Source organism: Micromonospora sp. NPDC023737 (assembly GCF_040639715.1).
Lineage (GTDB): Bacteria > Actinomycetota > Actinomycetes > Mycobacteriales > Micromonosporaceae > Micromonospora.
The window spans coordinates 45,455-60,904 of sequence record NZ_JBFAAL010000007.1; the positions used below are offsets into that span (position 1 = coordinate 45,455).

15 protein-coding genes, 1 pseudogene and 1 riboswitch are annotated in these 15,450 nt (G+C 72.7%); of the genes and pseudogenes, 10 read left to right on the forward strand and 6 right to left on the reverse strand.

The genetic code is table 11. The features are described from left to right. The first annotated feature begins 11 nt into the window (after positions 1 to 11). Positions 12 to 695: a cell division protein DivIVA gene (locus tag AB0F98_RS17225; protein ID WP_357735849.1), complete on the forward strand. Its 684-nt coding sequence runs from the start codon at positions 12 to 14 to the stop codon at positions 693 to 695. A 101-nt stretch (positions 696 to 796) separates the two neighbouring features. Here the strand turns inward: AB0F98_RS17225 and AB0F98_RS17230 are convergent, their stop codons facing one another. Then, positions 797 to 1,465, reverse strand: coding sequence for an NAD(P)H-binding protein (locus AB0F98_RS17230; protein WP_357735852.1), 669 nt, complete (start codon positions 1,463 to 1,465; stop codon positions 797 to 799). Positions 1,466 to 1,763: 298 nt separating this feature from the next. Here AB0F98_RS17230 and AB0F98_RS17235 point away from each other — a divergent pair, with 298 nt between their 5' ends. Together AB0F98_RS17235 and gcvP are read left to right on the forward strand one after the other, a co-directional pair. Then, positions 1,764 to 2,642 (forward strand): NAD-dependent protein deacetylase, encoded by an 879-nt coding sequence (locus AB0F98_RS17235; RefSeq protein ID WP_357735855.1) that lies wholly within the window; start codon positions 1,764 to 1,766, stop codon positions 2,640 to 2,642. Positions 2,643 to 2,757: 115 nt separating this feature from the next. Then, a riboswitch (glycine riboswitch) is annotated at positions 2,758 to 2,855 on the forward strand. A 73-nt stretch (positions 2,856 to 2,928) separates the two neighbouring features. After that, complete coding sequence (gcvP, locus tag AB0F98_RS17240) at positions 2,929 to 5,751, forward strand: aminomethyl-transferring glycine dehydrogenase (RefSeq protein WP_357735858.1); 2,823 nt, start codon at positions 2,929 to 2,931, stop codon at positions 5,749 to 5,751. A gap of 115 nt (positions 5,752 to 5,866) precedes the next feature. On the opposite strand, the gene AB0F98_RS17245 is transcribed toward gcvP, so the two are convergent. Further along, entirely contained in the window at positions 5,867 to 6,067 is a 201-nt protein-coding gene (locus tag AB0F98_RS17245) for a DUF5999 family protein (protein ID WP_350790339.1), read from the reverse strand. Positions 6,068 to 6,229: 162 nt separating this feature from the next. Between AB0F98_RS17245 and AB0F98_RS17250 the strand changes: the two genes are divergently transcribed. After that, a complete protein-coding gene (locus tag AB0F98_RS17250; protein WP_357736589.1) occupies positions 6,230 to 7,381 on the forward strand; it encodes a chorismate-binding protein in 1,152 nt (383 codons plus the stop codon). A gap of 36 nt (positions 7,382 to 7,417) precedes the next feature. Here AB0F98_RS17250 and AB0F98_RS17255 read toward each other — a convergent pair whose 3' ends face one another. Beyond that, the gene (locus AB0F98_RS17255; RefSeq protein WP_357735863.1) at positions 7,418 to 8,263 is read right to left on the reverse strand and encodes a helix-turn-helix transcriptional regulator; all 846 of its coding nucleotides are present in this window, start codon (positions 8,261 to 8,263) and stop codon (positions 7,418 to 7,420) included. An 86-nt stretch (positions 8,264 to 8,349) separates the two neighbouring features. On the opposite strand from AB0F98_RS17255, the gene AB0F98_RS17260 reads away from it, so the two are divergent. Continuing rightward, positions 8,350 to 9,132 carry an SDR family oxidoreductase gene (locus AB0F98_RS17260; RefSeq protein ID WP_357735866.1) on the forward strand — a complete coding sequence of 261 codons (783 nt, stop codon included), beginning with the start codon at positions 8,350 to 8,352 and terminating at the stop codon, positions 9,130 to 9,132. 97 nt (positions 9,133 to 9,229) lie between these two features. On the opposite strand, the gene pip is transcribed toward AB0F98_RS17260, so the two are convergent. Continuing rightward, positions 9,230 to 10,177, reverse strand: a complete 948-nt coding sequence (pip, locus tag AB0F98_RS17265; RefSeq protein WP_357735869.1) for a prolyl aminopeptidase — start codon at positions 10,175 to 10,177, stop codon at positions 9,230 to 9,232. A 41-nt stretch (positions 10,178 to 10,218) separates the two neighbouring features. Between pip and AB0F98_RS17270 the strand changes: the two genes are divergently transcribed. Continuing rightward, positions 10,219 to 10,707: a MarR family transcriptional regulator gene (locus AB0F98_RS17270; protein ID WP_357735872.1), complete on the forward strand. Its 489-nt coding sequence runs from the start codon at positions 10,219 to 10,221 to the stop codon at positions 10,705 to 10,707. Positions 10,708 to 10,746: 39 nt separating this feature from the next. Here the strand turns inward: AB0F98_RS17270 and AB0F98_RS17275 are convergent, their stop codons facing one another. Then, entirely contained in the window at positions 10,747 to 10,914 is a 168-nt protein-coding gene (locus tag AB0F98_RS17275; RefSeq protein WP_357735875.1) for a hypothetical protein, read from the reverse strand. Here AB0F98_RS17275 and def point away from each other — a divergent pair. Continuing rightward, positions 10,898 to 11,407, forward strand: a complete 510-nt coding sequence (def, locus tag AB0F98_RS17280) for a peptide deformylase (protein WP_357735878.1) — start codon at positions 10,898 to 10,900, stop codon at positions 11,405 to 11,407. The two genes, AB0F98_RS17275 and def, sit on opposite strands and share 17 nt — an antisense overlap. 143 nt (positions 11,408 to 11,550) lie before the next feature. Here the strand turns inward: def and AB0F98_RS17285 are convergent, their stop codons facing one another. Beyond that, the gene (locus AB0F98_RS17285) at positions 11,551 to 12,423 is read right to left on the reverse strand and encodes a helix-turn-helix transcriptional regulator (protein ID WP_357735881.1); all 873 of its coding nucleotides are present in this window, start codon (positions 12,421 to 12,423) and stop codon (positions 11,551 to 11,553) included. Between the two features lie 174 nt (positions 12,424 to 12,597). Here AB0F98_RS17285 and AB0F98_RS17290 point away from each other — a divergent pair, with 174 nt between their 5' ends. The 3 genes and pseudogenes from AB0F98_RS17290 (at position 12,598) to AB0F98_RS17300 (ending at position 15,431) form a co-directional block, all read left to right on the forward strand. Further along, complete coding sequence (locus AB0F98_RS17290) at positions 12,598 to 13,359, forward strand: SDR family NAD(P)-dependent oxidoreductase (RefSeq protein ID WP_357735884.1); 762 nt, start codon at positions 12,598 to 12,600, stop codon at positions 13,357 to 13,359. A gap of 93 nt (positions 13,360 to 13,452) precedes the next feature. Next, a pseudogene (locus tag AB0F98_RS17295) lies at positions 13,453 to 13,662 on the forward strand (helix-turn-helix domain-containing protein); the annotation flags it as partial. Positions 13,663 to 13,994: 332 nt separating this feature from the next. Beyond that, positions 13,995 to 15,431: an MFS transporter gene (locus AB0F98_RS17300; RefSeq protein WP_357736592.1), complete on the forward strand. Its 1,437-nt coding sequence runs from the start codon at positions 13,995 to 13,997 to the stop codon at positions 15,429 to 15,431. The last annotated feature ends 19 nt before the right edge of the window (positions 15,432 to 15,450 follow it).

The following is a 15,450-nucleotide window of genomic DNA, read 5'->3' on the forward strand; positions in this document are numbered from 1 at the left end:
AGGTCAGCCCGGTGAACGCAACCCCGATCAGCAGGTACGACGGGATGCAGCAGGTGTCCGGCGGTGTCCAGGTGCGGATGACGGCCGACCGGGTGCGCCGGTGGGAGTTCTCGTCGGCGTCGTTCGCCCGCCGCGGCTACGACAACACCGACGTGGACCGGTTCCGGATGCAGGTCGCCGACGAGCTCGACCTGTTGTCGGCGCAGATCGCGAATCTCCGGGCGGAGAACGAGCGGCTCAACGATCGGGTGGAGCTGCACCGGCACGGCGTGATCCCGAGTAAGAACACCTCCGCACAGGTGCCGGCGGCGAAGGAGGTGAACCTGCTCTCGGCGGCGCAGCGGGAGGCGGAGCAGATCATCGCCCAGGCGCACGACTACGCGCGCCGGGTCGCCGAGTACGCCCGCACCCAGTACGAGAGCTACATGCAGGCCGCGGTGGAGGAGGCGAAGCAGGAGGCGGAGCGGGCGGTCAAGGAGTACCGCAGCAACGCCGGGCCGAGCTTCGACGACTCGGTCGCCACCCGGGAGGCCCTGCGGATCTTCGGCGAGATGATGATCTCGCACATGCAGGCCGCGGCGCGGCATCTCGACGACGGCAGTGAGCAGTTGGCGCGCACGATGGATCGGCTGGTCGGGCAGGCGGTGGGCGCCGCGGCGCAGCAGACCGCGTTGCCGCGTCACAATCAGCGCTGACACCGGCCGGCCGGCGTCGGGAGCACCGGTGCGGCGGCCGGCCGGTGCCCGGCCACGCGCCTGGGGCGAGGGTCGGACGGGTTGCCGCCGCGGCGTCGGTGTCAGTTCGGTGGGCGGCCGGTGACGGAGCTGACCGCCTCGGCGATCGGGGTGTTGCCGCCGACGAGTTCCAGGATCATCGCGGTGGTGGCCGGGGCGTAGAGCAGCGCGACCAGGACGCGGGCGACGTCGGTGCGGGTGACCGGGCCGCTGGGCACGTGCCGGGCCAGGGAGATCCGCCCGGTGGGAGGCTCGTCGACGAGTCGCCCGGGCCGCAGCACCGTCCAGTCCAGGTCGCGGGCGATGAGGTCGTCCTCGGCGGCTTTCTTGGCCCGCAGGTAGGCGGCGAACACCTCGTCGGTGCCGGGCGGCGGTTCACCCTCCACCCCCATGGAGGAGACCAGCAGGTAGCGGCGGACGCCGGCGCGTTGCGCGGCGTCGGCGAGCAGGGCCGCGGCGGCGCGGTCGACGGTGTCCTTGCGTGCGGCGCCGCTGCCCGGCCCGGCGCCGGCGGCGAACACCACCGCGTCGGCGCCGGTGAGATGCCCGGCGACCTCGGTGAGGTCCGCGCGTTCCAGGTCGCAGACGACCGGCTGGGCGCCGGCTGCGGCCAGCGCGGCGGACTGGTCGGGGTTGCGGATCAGGCCGACGGCGTGGTCGCCGCGTCCGGCGAGTTCCCGCTCCAGCAGCCGGGCGATCTTTCCGTGTCCTCCGGCGATGACGATGCGCATACCCATCAACCTAAGGCCTGTCTCGTGGGACCGGGCCCGGCTGCGCCGGACCCGGGCGACGACCGGCCGCGTTGCCGGTTCGTCCGGAGACAACGCCGGTATCCGGACGAACCTCCGCCTTGCCGGACCGCCGACTGGGCCTCGGCTCGCTCGGGCGAGCCCCTTGCCGGACCGCCGCCTGGGCCTCGGCTCGCTCGGGCGAGCCCACTGAAACGGGCCTTAGTGCGGTGGCCGGGTTCGTTGGTGGTGTCGTGGAGGTCCAGACAGTGGTGGGCGTCGTGATGGATGCTGAGGCAGCATGGACGTCGTGACGGAGATGATCGACGCGCTGGTCGACCGGGTGAGCGCCGGTGGTGTCGTGGTGTTGAGCGGCGCGGGGCTGTCGACCGAGTCGGGGATCCCGGACTACCGGGGGCCCAGCGGGGTGGCCCGCCGGCACACCCCCATGACGTACCAGACGTTCACGGGGGATCGGCTGGCGCGGCGCCGCTACTGGGCGCGCAGCCACGTCGGGTGGCGGCTGATGGCCCGGGCGTGGCCGAACGACGGGCACCGGGCGGTGGCGCGGTTGCAGCACGCCGGCCTCGTGGACGCGGTGATCACGCAGAACGTCGACGGGTTGCACACGGCGGCGGGTAGTGCGGGTGTGGTGGAGCTGCACGGGCGCCTCGACGTGGTGGTCTGCCTCGACTGCGGTAACCGGATCTCCCGGGAGGAGTTGGACCAGCGGCTGCGGGAGGCGAATCCGGACTTCGCCGCGCGGGCCGGCGCGGTGAACCCCGATGGTGACGTGGAACTCGACGACGCGCAGGTGACGGGGTTCCACGTGGTGGACTGCACGCTCTGCGGCACCGGGATGTTGAAACCGGACGTGGTGTTCTTCGGTGAGACGGTGCCGGCGGCGCGGGTGGCGCGCTGCTTCGCGCTGGTGGAGCAGGCGCGGCTGCTGCTGGTGCTCGGGTCGTCGCTGACGGTGATGTCGGGGCGGCGGTTCGTGCTGCGGGCGGCGAAGCTCGGCATTCCCGTGGTGATCGTCAACCAGGGTTCCACCCGGGGTGACGCGTATGCGGCGTTGACCGTGGACGCGCCGCTGGGTCGGGTGCTGCCCGCGCTGGCCGACCGGATCACCGGTACGGCGGCGGGGGTGTCCGCCGTCACGCCGGTGGCCGCCGGCTGAACCGCGCCGCACGGCGCTGCGGCCCGATCGGGCCCGGACCGGCCGGGCAAGATCACGAAACCGGGGTACGAAACCTGGGGGAAATCCGTGCGCTGGTAGCGTTGACCATGCCGGTAACACCCACGGGGGAGAGACCGCCCAGCTGTACCCGGGCGGCGCCGAAGGGGCAAATCCTCCCCGGAACCTCTCAGGCAAAAGGACCTCGTGGGCAGGCACTGTGGAGCGCTGCACGGGCGCGACAGAGGGGGAGGCCGACCTGTCGACCTCGCCCCCCGGAGCGAAGCCCATGACCGCAGAGCAGTTCGCCACCCGTCACATCGGCCCCGGGCCGGACGACGAGCGTCAGATGTTGGAGACCGTCGGCTACAGCTCGATCGACGAGCTGATGGACGCGGCGATCCCCGAGGTGATCCGCTGGCACGGCACCCTGGACCTGCCGGACCCGGCGACCGAGGCGGAGGCGCTCGCCGAGCTGCGTGCCCTCGCCGCCCGTAACACCGTCGCCGTGTCGATGATCGGTTTGGGTTACCACGGCACGCACACGCCGGGCGTGATCCGCCGTAACGTGCTGGAGGACCCGGCCTGGTACACCGCGTACACGCCGTACCAGCCGGAGATCAGCCAGGGCCGGCTGGAGGCGTTGCTGAACTTCCAGACCATGGTCACCGACCTGACCGGGCTGGCCACCGCGAACGCGTCGATGCTGGACGAGGGCACCGCCGCGGCCGAGGCGATGACGTTGGCGCGCCGCGGGTCGAAGAGCAAGAGCAACGTGTACGTCGTCGACGCCGACGCGCTGCCGCAGACCATCGCCGTGATCGCCAGCCGGGCGGAGCCGCTCGGCATCGAGGTGCGGGTGCTCGACCTGGACACCGAGGAGCTGCCGGGCGAGTTGTTCGGCCTGCACCTGCAGTACCCGGGCGCGTCCGGGGCCGTGCGGGACCATGCCGGTCTGGTCGAGGCCGCGCACGCCGCCGGGGCGCTGGTCACCGTCGCCGCGGACCTGCTCGCGTTGACCCTGCTGCGTGCGCCGGGGGAGATCGGCGCGGACATCGCCGCCGGCACCACTCAGCGTTTCGGTGTGCCGATGGGCTTCGGTGGGCCGCACGCCGGCTACCTGGCGGTGCGGTCGGGGCTGGAGCGGGTGCTGCCGGGCCGGCTGGTCGGGGTGTCGAAGGACGCGGACGGCAACCGGGCGTACCGGCTGGCGTTGCAGACCCGTGAGCAGCACATCCGGCGGGAGAAGGCGACCAGCAACATCTGCACCGCGCAGGTGCTGCTCGCCGTGATGGCCGGCATGTACGCCGTCTACCACGGCCCGGACGGGCTGCGGAAGATCGCCGAACGCACTCACGAGATGGCGGTGCGGCTGGCCTCCGGGCTGCGCGGCGGCGGGGTCGAGGTCGTCGACGTGCCGTTCTTCGACACGGTCACGGCTGTCGTGCCGGGCCGGGCCGCCGAGGTGGTGGCCGCCGCGGCCGAGCGTGGGGTGAACCTGCGGCTGGTCGACGCCGACCGGGTCGGGATCTCCTGCGACGAGACGACCACCCACGAGCACCTGGCCACGGTGTACGCCGCGTTCGGGGTGCCGACCCCGCGGGGTGAGGTCGAGGTGGCCCTGCCGGCGGCGCTGGCCCGCACCTCGCAGTTCCTCACCCACCCGGTGTTCAACAGCCACCACTCGGAGACGGCGATGCTGCGCTACCTGCGCCGGCTGGCCGACTTCGACTACGCCCTCGACCGGGGCATGATTCCGCTGGGTTCGTGCACGATGAAGCTCAACGCGACCACCGAGATGGAACCGGTCAGCTGGGCGGAGTTCGCGCACATCCACCCGTTCGCTCCGGCGGAGCAGACCGCCGGCTACCGGGACATGATCAGCCAGCTGGAGGGGTGGCTGGCCGAGGTGACCGGCTACGACGCGGTCAGCGTGCAGCCCAACGCCGGTTCGCAGGGTGAACTGGCGGGGTTGCTGGCGATCCGCGCGTACCACCGGGGTCGCGGCGAGGGGCACCGGGACGTGTGCTTGATCCCGTCGTCGGCGCACGGCACCAACGCCGCCAGCGCCGTGATGGCCGGCATGCGGGTGGTCGTGGTGGCGTGTGACGACGACGGCAACGTCGACCTGGTCGACCTCGACGCGAAGATCGACAAGCATCGGGACGCCCTCGCCGCGATCATGGTGACGTACCCGTCGACGCACGGGGTGTACGAGACGGGCATCGCGCAGCTGTGCGCGAAGGTGCACGACGCGGGCGGTCAGGTGTACGTCGACGGGGCGAACCTGAACGCGCTGGTCGGGTTCGCCAAGCCGGGCAAGTTCGGGGCGGACGTGTCGCACCTGAACCTGCACAAGACGTTCTGCATTCCGCACGGCGGTGGCGGGCCGGGGGTCGGTCCGGTGGCGGTGCGTTCGCACCTGGCGCCGTACCTGCCGGGTGACCCGGCCGGTGAGCGGGCCGACGGCACGCCGGCGATCTCCGCGGCCCGGTACGGTTCGGCGGGGATCCTGCCGATTCCGTGGGCGTACCTGCGGATGATGGGCGCGGCGGGGCTGTCCCGGGCCACCGGGGTGGCGGTGCTGGCCGCGAACTACGTGGCGGCGCGGCTGCGCAACCACTACCCGGTGCTGTACTCGGGCAACAAGGGGCTGGTGGCCCACGAGTGCATCCTCGATCTGCGTCCGCTAACGAAGGCGACCGGGGTGAGCGTCGACGATGTGGCGAAGCGGCTGATCGACTACGGCTTCCACGCGCCGACGATGTCGTTCCCCGTGGCGGGCACGCTCATGGTGGAGCCCACCGAGAGTGAGGATCTGGGTGAGCTGGACCGGTTCTGCGACGCGATGATCGCCATCCGGGCGGAGATCGACAAGGTGGGTTCCGGGGAGTGGCCGGCGGGGGACAACCCACTGTCCAACGCGCCGCACACCGCGGCGATGGTCACCGGTGACGAGTGGCCGCACTCGTACCCGCGGTCGGTGGGCGCGTACCCGGCCGGGGTGGACCGGGCCGGTAAGTACTGGCCGCCGGTGCGGCGGATCGACGGCGCGTACGGCGACCGGAACCTGGTCTGCTCGTGCCCGTCGCCGGAGGCGTTCGAGAGCTGACCCGGGGCGCGCCGGGGCGGTCGCAGTGGCCGCCCCGGCGTCGTCGACACGGCTGCGGCGGCCCCGGATCGGGGGTTAGCGTGGTCGACGACCTGTCGTGACGCTGTGTGGTCGCTCAGGCGACGAGGGCGTGTCGGGCGGGGCCGCGGTGCGGGGCGATGCAACTGCCGTCGGGGAGCAGCTCACCGGTGTCCTCGAAGACGATGACGCCGTTGCAGAGCAGGCTCCAGCCCTGCTCAGGGAAGCAGGCGATGACCCGGGCGGCTTCCCGATCGATGGCGTCGGCGGAGGGGCAGGTGGGTTGGTGCTGGCACATCGGGTTCTCCGGACTGTGGGGGCACTGTGTCATGGTTCACATGACCAGTGACGCACAGTACCAAGCGAAAGTGGCCTGCATCGAGCAGGTCCACGCGCGCGAGTCGGGAAATCCGCTGAACGGACGACGAAGGATGGGCCAGACGGCGTGGATACGGTTCCGTTGACAGCGATCGATGTTCCGGTGGCGCCTGTCGAATGCCGCCGTACGTTGGTGGAACGCGCCCGCTGGGAGTGGCGCCCGGGCGACGGCGGCGACCCTGCCGCCGGCGTGCAGGAGTTCCTCGCCGCCCACGGCCTGCCACTGGACGACCTTGCCCGCCCCGCCCCCGGCCACGACCCGGACGGTCCCTGCGGCGCCGCCCTGTACGTCTCGGCGGCCGCGGGCGCGCTGCTCATCGGCGCGCCGGCCGGCGCCCCGAACCCGGCGCCCGCGCTGCCGGAGGTCGCCGTGGTGGTCTACGGCCACGCCGACGCGCCGCCACCGCCGCCAGGCGCCGGCGCCTGGCGGCTCGGCGACTGGCAGGAGAGCTGGACCCCCGCGCAGCACGCCGCGGCCGTCGAAACGGTCCGCGAGGCCATCGGCCGCGGCGACGTCTACCAGGTCAACGTCGTCGGGCACGCCGCCGCCGGCTACACCGGTGATCCCCTGCCGGCCCTCGCGCGGCTCGGCTCGCTGCCGGGCGCCCGCTACGGCGGCACCCTCACCGGCGCGGGCTGGGCGATCGGCTGCGCCTCCCCGGAGACGCTGATCGAACTCACCGACGGCCGGCTCGTCACCCGCCCCATCAAGGGCACCCGCCCGGCCACCACGGCCGGCGCGCGGGAGCTGCGGGCCAGCGGGAAGGAACGCGCCGAACACGTGATGATCGTCGACCTGGAACGCAACGACCTGGCCCGGGTCGCCCGCACCGGTACCGTCCGGGTCGACCAGCTGTTCGCGGTACGCCGCTGGTGCGACCTGTGGCAGGCCGAGTCGACGATCTCCGCGGCCGTCGCCGACGGGCTGGGCCTGGCCGACCTGCTGCGCGCGGTCTGCCCCGGCGGCTCGGTCACCGGCGCGCCGAAACGTGCCGCCCTGGAACAGATCGCCGCTGTCGAACCCGTCGGGCGCGGCGCCGGCATGGGCGCGCTCGGCTGGGTCGCGCCCGGCCGTATCGACCTGGGCCTGACCATCCGCACCGCCGCCGCCGACGGGGAGCGGCTGCACGTGTGGGCCGGTGGCGGCATCACCTGGGGCAGTGACCCGCAGGCGGAGGTCGCCGAGGCGGCCGCCAAGAGCCGCCCGGTCCGCGCCACCCTCGCCGGCCGCTGACCCGCGCCTTGCCCACCGCCGGTGCCCCGCCTGGTGTCAGCGCGAGCGGTACCCGGCTGGAAGCGCGCCCAGAAAGGCCAGCGCCTCGGCGTCGCGGGATCCCGGCGGCGCGCTGTAGAGCACGAGGTGCTGGTCGCGGTCGGTGAGCGTGAGCGCGTCGCAGTCGACGGTGATCTCCCCGACGACCGGGTGACGGAAGGTCTTCGTGAGCATCGGCATGGCCTGCACGTCGCGCCGCTGCCACAGCTGGGCGAACTCGGGGCTGGCGTCGCGCAGCTCGGCGACGAGTTCGGCCACCGCGGGGTCGGACGGGTAGCGGGCGAGGGTGGATCGGAGCCTCATGACGACGTGGTGCCGGAACTCGGCTGCATCCGAGACCCCGTACAGGGTCGCGTCCGCACGCGGCGACCCGAGGAACGCCCGGCGCGCGAGATTGCGGTCCCGCGGGGCCAGCTCGGCGAAGTCCTCCATGAGTGCGGCCGCGAGGTCGTTCCACGCGAGCACGTCGAAGGCGGCGGACGTCACGAAAGCAGCCGTCTGCGGCAGCCGATCGAGCAGCGCGAGGATGCTCGGTCGGACGTCGCGCCGGTACAGTCCGGTACGGCTCGGCGCGGTGCCCGCGAGCACGTGCAGGTGATCGGACTCGGCGTCGGTGAGCCGCAAGGCGTCTCCGATCCCGGCGAGGACCTCGCCCGAGGGTCGCGGCGCCCTGCCCTGCTCGAGCCGGACGTAGTACTCCGTGGAGATGTGCGCGAGGACCGCCACCTCCTCACGGCGAAGACCCGGTGTCCGGCGTCGCGGGCCCGAGGGCAGGCCGACGTCCTGCGGCCGGAGCCGCTCGCGACGGCTACGAAGGAACGCCCCGAGTTCCTGCTTGTCCATGCCGCAAGTCTGCACCCCGCGCGGCGACGGATCCTGGTACCGCCTGTGCCTGCATCCGGCCTGACGATCGGCCGAACATCGTCGTCATGACGAACGACAGCGACATCGCATCCATCGGCCTGCTCGCCGGCAAGGTCGTGTTCATCACCGGCGCCAGCCGCGGCATCGGGGCGGCCGCCGCCCGGCTGTTCGCACGCGAGGGCGCGGCGGTCGTGCTCGCCGCCCGCAGCGTCGACGCCCTCCAGCGGATCGTCACCGAGGTTCGCGCCGACGGCGGCGTCGCGGATGCCGTGGCGGTGGACCTCGCCGACCGGGCCAGCATCCGTGCGGCGGTCGACCACGTCGAGGCGCGGCACGGACGGCTCGACGGCGCGTTCAACAACGGCGCGGCGATCCAGCAGCCCGGTCCGCTCGACACGACGAGCGGCGAGGACATCGAGGAGCAGTTCACGGTGAACTTCCGGGCGCACTGGACCGCGATGACGCTCGAGGCCGCGCTCATGCGCCGGGGCGGTGGCGGGGCGATCGTCAACACCTCGAGCATCGGCAGTCGCCGCGCGAATCCGGAGCTGCCCGCGTACGGCGCGATGAAACGCGCGCTCAACAGCATCACCGAGACCGCGGCCGTGACCTGGGGGCGGCACGGCGTCCGCGTGAACGGCATCACGCCCGGCGGCACCGCGACGGCGATGATCGACACGTGGGAGGCGGCGTCCCCGGGTGTGGTCGAGCGCATCAACGCGCGCATCCCGCTCGGCCGGATGGCCGAGCCGCGCGAGGTCGCCGAGGTGGCCGCGTGGCTGCTCAGCGACCGGGCCTCGATGGTGACCGGCGCGATCGTGCCGGTCGACGGCGGTGCCGGCGCCTGAGCGGGAGCGCCCCGGTCAGGCCATGGCCGACGGCGATGGGTGCAGCAGTCGGTCCTCACCGACCGGTTCGGCCGGGGGTGCGCGGCGGCGGCGTGTGTCAGCGGGCGGCGAAGTCGTCCAGCGCCGCGACGACCCGCTCGCCGATGCCGCGTCCGGCGCCGTGGCCGGCCGCCTCGACCAGTTCCAGGCGGGCGTCCGGCCAGGCCTGGGCCAGCTGCCAGGCGATGACCGGTGGGCTGCTGATGTCCAGCCGGCCGTGCAGCAGCACACCAGGGACCCCGGCCAACCGGTGCGCGTCGCGCAGCAGCTGCCCGTCGGGCAGGAACGCGGCGTTGCTCCAGTAGTGGGTGACCAGCCGGGCCGACAGCATCCGGAACTCGGGGTCTTCGAAGCGGGTGTCGGGCCGCCAGCCGGGGACGGTACGCACGTGGGTGTCGTCCCAGGCGCACCAGTCGTGGGCCGCCCGTTCGCGCACGGCCGGGTCTGGGTCGGCGAGCAGCCGGGCGTACGCGCCGGCCAGGTCACCGTCACGGTCGGCCGGTGGTACACCGTCGCGGAACCGGGCCCACTCGGCGGGGAAGATCCTGCCCATCTCCCGGGTGATCCATTCGACCTCGTGGCGGCTCGTGGTGACCACGCTGAACAGCACCAGTTCGCTGACCCGCTCGGGGTGGCGCTGGGCGTACGCCAGGCCGAGGGTGGAGCCCCACGACGCGCCGAGCACCAGCCACCGATCCACGTCGAGGTGTTCGCGCAGCCGCTCGATGTCGGCGATCAGGTGGCCGGTGGTGTTGACCGTCAGGTCGACGTCCGGGTCGGCGGCGTTCGGGCGGCTGCGGCCGCAGCCGCGCTGGTCGAACAGGACCATCCGGTAGTGGGCCGGATCGAAGTAGCGCCGCCAGCCGGGGGTGGCGCCGGAGCCGGGGCCGCCGTGCAGCACGACCGCCGGTTTGCCGTCGGGGTTGCCGCAGGTCTCCCAGTAGACGTGCTGGCCGTCGCCGACGTCGAGCAGACCGTGGGCGTACGGCTCCACCGGTGGGTACATCCTGACCTCCCCAGAAACAACAGCGCTGTTACATTAGCGGTGTGAGGGACGACGTGCCGGACCGGGAGGCCGTGGGGACGCTGCTTCGGCACCTGCTCGAGACACTCGACGGCGATGTGGCCAGCGTCTACGCCGAGCGAGGACTGGGTGACTACCGGCCGCGGTTCTCCCCGCCGCTGCGGGCGCTGGTCGCCGACGGGCCGCTGCCGATCCGGGACCTCGCCCACCGGATCGGGGTCACCCACTCCGCGGCCAGCCAGACCGTGGCCCAGATGGCCCGGGCCGGCCTGGTCGAGTTGACCCCCGGCGCCGACGCCCGGCAGCGCGTCGTGCACCTGAGCGCTCGCGCACGCGAACTCCTGCCGGTCATCGAGGCGGAGTGGGCGGCCACCACCGCGGCGATGCGTGAGCTGGACGGCGAACTGCCCGCACCCCTGGCCGACGTGCTGCACGCGGTGCTCGCCGCCGTCGCCCGCCGGCCACTGCGCCAGCGCATAGCCGACGCCGGCCTGCCTCCACCACCCACCTGAGCGAGCCCGACGACGACGCCCCCTGTGCCGTACGCCCGGTCATCCGAGCCCGCCGCGCCGGGTGACGCCCGCCAGGAACGCCGGGCCAACGGCGACCCGGCGCGGGTTTTCGAGTTCCGCGTGGCCCGCATCCTCGACGGCACTGAGGTGCTCATCCACGTCCGCCGCGCGGCCGGATAATCTTGCCGGCATGACAATGCGGCCCATCCGGATCATCGGCGACCCGGTGCTGCGCACCTCGTGCGCGCCGGTGACCAGCTTCGACGCCGAACTACGCGCCCTGGTCGGCGACCTGATGGACACCCTGCTCGGCGCGCCCGGACGAGCAGGCGTGGCCGCCCCGCAGATCGGCGTCGACGCCCAGGTGTTCGTCTACGACGCCGACGGTCACCGCGGGCACCTGGTCAACCCGACGATCGAGCTGTCCGAGGAGGCCGAGGTCGACGACGAGGGCTGCCTGTCCATCCCCGGGCTGTACTTCCCGACCCGGCGCGCCCTGCACGCCACGGCCCACGGTTTCGACCAGCACGGCGAGCCGCTGACCATCTCCGGCAGCGGATTCCTCGCCCGCGCGTTGCAGCACGAGACCGACCACCTCGCCGGCCGGCTCTACGTGGACACCCTGACCGGGGAGACCCGGCGGCGGGCGCTGCGGGAGATCCGCGCCGGCCGCTTCGACTCGCCCAGCCGCCGCGGCTGAAGCGGCTCGGCTTCGCCGCGCGGCCCCGGACGGTACCCGTTCCCGCTGTCCGTCCGGCGGGAGGTGGACGGCCCGTGATCAAGGCCCGGGGTGATGACCCTGCGTGTGGGCGTTCGGGTCGCGGCGCCGGGACGGCAGGGTGGTCAGGTTGTCTTCGGGTCCGGGATGTCCGCCGGCCGGTCGGGCGCCGCGCCGGCGGACCCGGTGTGTGCGAGCGCGGCGAGCAGCCGCAGCTTCTCGTCGCTGTCGCTGTCCTTGTCGGGGTAGTAGACGACGAGGATGACATCGCCGACGGGAAGTTTGTCCCGGTGCAGGCGTAGTTCACCGACGATCGGGTGGTGCACCGTGGTCGTGCCTCCGTCGAGACCGCGGACGTCGTGGCGGGCCCACAGGGCACGGAACCGCTGGCTGGACAGCGCGAGTTCGCCGACGAGTTCGACGAACCTGGGGTTGTCGGTGTCGTCCCCGATGGTGGTGCGAAGAGCGGCGACGAAACCGGCGGCGGCTTTCGTCCAGTCCTGGTGGAAGGCTTGTTCCTCGGGATCGAGCATGAGGTCACGCAGCCGGTTCCGGCCGGGTCGCAGGCGGGGGGAGAGCGCCACGGCCATGGGGTTGGAGGCGAGGACATCGAACGCGCGTCCTTCGACGAACGCGGGGATCTGAAGGTGGGCGAGCAGCTCGTGCACCCGCGCCGGTACGTGCTCGGGCCGCTTGCGGCGCGGCGTCCGGGGGCGTGCTGCCACGAGGCCGAGCAGGTACGTCCGTTCGACCTCGTCGAGCCGCAGCACGCGCGCGAGTGCTTCGAGGACCTGCGGTGAGGGGTTCTTGTCACGGCCCCGTTCCAGGCGCAGGTAGTAGTCGGGACTGATTCCGGCGAGCAGGGCGACTTCCTCCCGGCGCAGGCCGGGCACGCGGCGGTTACGGCCGGGCGGCAGTCCCGCCTGCGCCGGGGATACCAGCTCGCGGCGGGCGCGAAGGTAGCTGCCCAGCCGGTTGCCGGACTCCTCATCTTTCATGTCGACACCGTAATGCGGTGTGCGTGTCTCAACGGGGGCCCTGGCAGGACCAGGGAAAAGCGGGGACCAGTCACACCCGGCGGATTCCGTCAAGACTCTGGTGACACCGTTTTGAGCAGGACGTGTGGCGTGGAACTGACCACCGCCCGCGTCCTAGATCGAAGGGAAGATCTCGTGGATCTCTCCAATCGCACCGTTCTCATCGTCGGCGGGACCTCGGGTATCGGGCAAGAGCTGGCGCGGCGCTTCGCCGCGGCGGGCAGCACCGTGGCCGTTGGCGGACGCAGCCCGGAGGCGCTCTCGGAGCTCGCCGGGGAAGGTTTCGGCACGTTCAGCATCGACGTCACCGATGGCGCCTCCGTCGCGTCTGTCCGTGATGCCGTGCTCGCCCGGTATCCCGAGCTGGACACGGTGGTGACGATGTCGGGTGTCATGCTCCTGGAGGACCTGCGCGACCCGGCGCATTTCGCGGCGGCGGAGACGACGATCGACACCAACCTGGTCGGAACCATCCGGGTCGTCGACGCCTTCACCCCGCACCTGGTCCGGCGGGGCGCCGGCACCTTCATCACCGTCACCTCCGGCATCGCCTTCCTGCCGTTCCCGCCCATGCCCAGCTACGCCGCCTCGAAGGCCGCGGTGCACGCCTACTCCGAGGCACTGCGCGCGCAGCTCGACGGCACCGGTGTCGGCGTCGTCGAGCTCGTTCCCCCGGCCGTCGCCACCGCGGGCCAGGAGAAGGTGAATCCGCACGCGCTGCCGCTCGACGACTTCGCCACCGAGGTCATGCAGCTGCTCTCGGCGGATCCCACCCCGCACCAGATCCTCGTGAAGGGCGTCCAGATGCACCGCTGGGCCGAGCGTGACGGCACCTACGACGACCTCGTCGCGCAACGCTCCCGGGCCCTGGCCATGCTCCCCGGCCGGGAAGGCTGACAGCCTTCCCGGCCTCCGGATACCGGTTCAGGGCGACGACAGCGATGCAAAGAAGCCTTTGCAAAGGCTTCTTTGCATCGCTATCTTGGCATCATGACCGAGGATCCACACAAGCCTGGGTACGACCCCAAGCAGGACGTCGTACTCGACGCACGAGCGCTGCGCGGGGTAGCCCATCCACTGCGCCTGCGGCTGCTCGGCTCGCTGCGCCACGAGGGACCGCAGACCGCCACCCAGCTGGCCGCCCGACTCGGCGAGTCCAGCGCCGCGACCAGCTACCACCTCCGCACACTGGCCACCCACGGCTTCGTCACCGACGCGCCCGAGCTGGGCCGCGGCCGGGAACGCTTCTGGCGCGCCGTGCATCGCTCGACCTGGTTCGACGCTCCCGACCGGGACGCGCCGGAGCGGGAACTCGGCGAGGCGTACCTGCGCGCCGTCGCCCGGATGTACGCGGAGAACGTCGAGCAATCCATCACCGAGCTGGCCGACTGGCCGCAGGAGTGGGTACGGGCAGCCAGCCTGAGCGACCTCACCGTCAGACTCAGCGCCGCCGAGGCGCAGCAACTCGCCGACGACATGATGTCCCTGCTGGTGCGGTACCGCGACCAGGCCGCGGAACGGGCCGATGACGGATCGGAACGCGTCTCGATGAGCACGCAGTTCCAGATCTTCCCCCGGCGCGGCCAGCTGGACGCACTGCTCGCGGCGCGAACCGCGTCCACCGGCGAGCCGGCCGAACGCTCCGGCGCCGCGGCCGACGGACCCTCCGGAGCCGCGACCGACGGACCCTCCGGCGACGGCGGCCGACCATGAGGCGCCGGTACGCCTACGGGCTGCTCATCGCCCAGACGGTCTCGGTCACCGGCACCCGGATGTCGGTCGTGGCGGTGCCCTGGTTCGTGCTGCAGAGCACCGGCGACGCCCTGCTCACCGGCGTCACCGCGTTCGTGGAGATGGGCGCCCTGGTCGCGGCACGCATCCTCGGCGGACCGTTGATCGACCGGATCGGCCCGCGGATCGCCAGCGTCGGCGGTGACCTGATCGCCGGGCTCGTGCTCGGCGTGCTGCCCCTGCTGTACGCCGCCGACCTGCTCAGCTTCCCGGTCCTGCTCGTCCTGGTCGGCCTGGTCGGGCTGTTCCGCGGGCCGTCGGACAACGCGAAGTACGCGATGGTCCCCGACGTCGCCGCCACCGCCGGCTGGAGCAACGAACGGGCCGCCGGGCTGGCCGACAGCGGTCACCGCCTCGGGTCACTGATCGGGGCGCCGCTGGGCGCGGTGCTGATCGCTCTGCTCGGCGCTCCCGCGGTCATCGCGCTGGACGCGGCCAGCTTCCTGCTCGCCGCCGCGCTGGTGGCGACCCTGGTCCGGGTCCGGCGGGCCGAACCCGCCCCGGCCGAGGCGGACCACCAGACCGGCGTCAGCGGCTACCTGGCCGACCTCGCCGCCGGGCTGCGCTTCGTCCGACGTGATCCACTGCTACGGGCGATCGTCGCGATGGTGCTGCTGACCAACCTGCTCGACCAGGCGATGACGGCGGTACTGATCCCGGTATGGGCGGCCGAGCGGTTCGACGACGCCGCACCCGTCGGCCTCGTGTTCGGCGCGCTGAGCGCCGGCGCCCTCGTCGGGTCGCTGCTCGTGTCGATGCACGGCGCCCGACTGCCGCGCTGGCGCACGTACACCGTGGCTTTCCTGTTCGGCGCCGTCCCGCGGATCTTCGTGCTGGCGCTGCCGGTCGGACTGCCCGTCATCGCGGGCGTCGCGCTCATCGGCGGCGTGCTGATCGGCGCGATCAACCCGCTGCTGTCCGCCGCGGAGTTCGAACGCATCCCGGCCGGCCTACGGGCGCGTGTCCTCGGCGCGGTCGGCGGCCTGGCCTGGGCCGGCATCCCGCTCGGCGGGCTCGTCGGTGGCGTGCTCGCGACAACGCTCGGCGCCACCGGCGGCATCCTCGTCGTGGGCGCCGCGTACCTGCTGGTCACCCTGGACCCACTGGTCCGGCGCCGCACCTGGCGACTGATGGACCGGGCCGCTCCCGCCACCACCCCCGTCTCGGTGCCGGCCTGAGAGCCCGTGTGATCAGGCT

Coding starts and splice junctions, on each gene's coding strand:
- AB0F98_RS17255 (WP_357735863.1), bottom strand. CDS start 8,263: ATGGACAAGCAGGAACTCGGGGCGTTCCTTCGTAGCCGTCGCGAGCGG.
- AB0F98_RS17260 (WP_357735866.1), top strand. CDS start 8,350: ATGACGAACGACAGCGACATCGCATCCATCGGCCTGCTCGCCGGCAAG.
- def (WP_357735878.1), top strand. CDS start 10,898: ATGACAATGCGGCCCATCCGGATCATCGGCGACCCGGTGCTGCGCACC.
- pip (WP_357735869.1), bottom strand. CDS start 10,177: ATGTACCCACCGGTGGAGCCGTACGCCCACGGTCTGCTCGACGTCGGC.
- AB0F98_RS17275 (WP_357735875.1), bottom strand. CDS start 10,914: ATGGGCCGCATTGTCATGCCGGCAAGATTATCCGGCCGCGCGGCGGAC.
- AB0F98_RS17245 (WP_350790339.1), bottom strand. CDS start 6,067: ATGTGCCAGCACCAACCCACCTGCCCCTCCGCCGACGCCATCGATCGG.
- AB0F98_RS17235 (WP_357735855.1), top strand. CDS start 1,764: ATGGACGTCGTGACGGAGATGATCGACGCGCTGGTCGACCGGGTGAGC.
- gcvP (WP_357735858.1), top strand. CDS start 2,929: ATGACCGCAGAGCAGTTCGCCACCCGTCACATCGGCCCCGGGCCGGAC.
- AB0F98_RS17230 (WP_357735852.1), bottom strand. CDS start 1,465: ATGCGCATCGTCATCGCCGGAGGACACGGAAAGATCGCCCGGCTGCTG.
- AB0F98_RS17285 (WP_357735881.1), bottom strand. CDS start 12,423: ATGAAAGATGAGGAGTCCGGCAACCGGCTGGGCAGCTACCTTCGCGCC.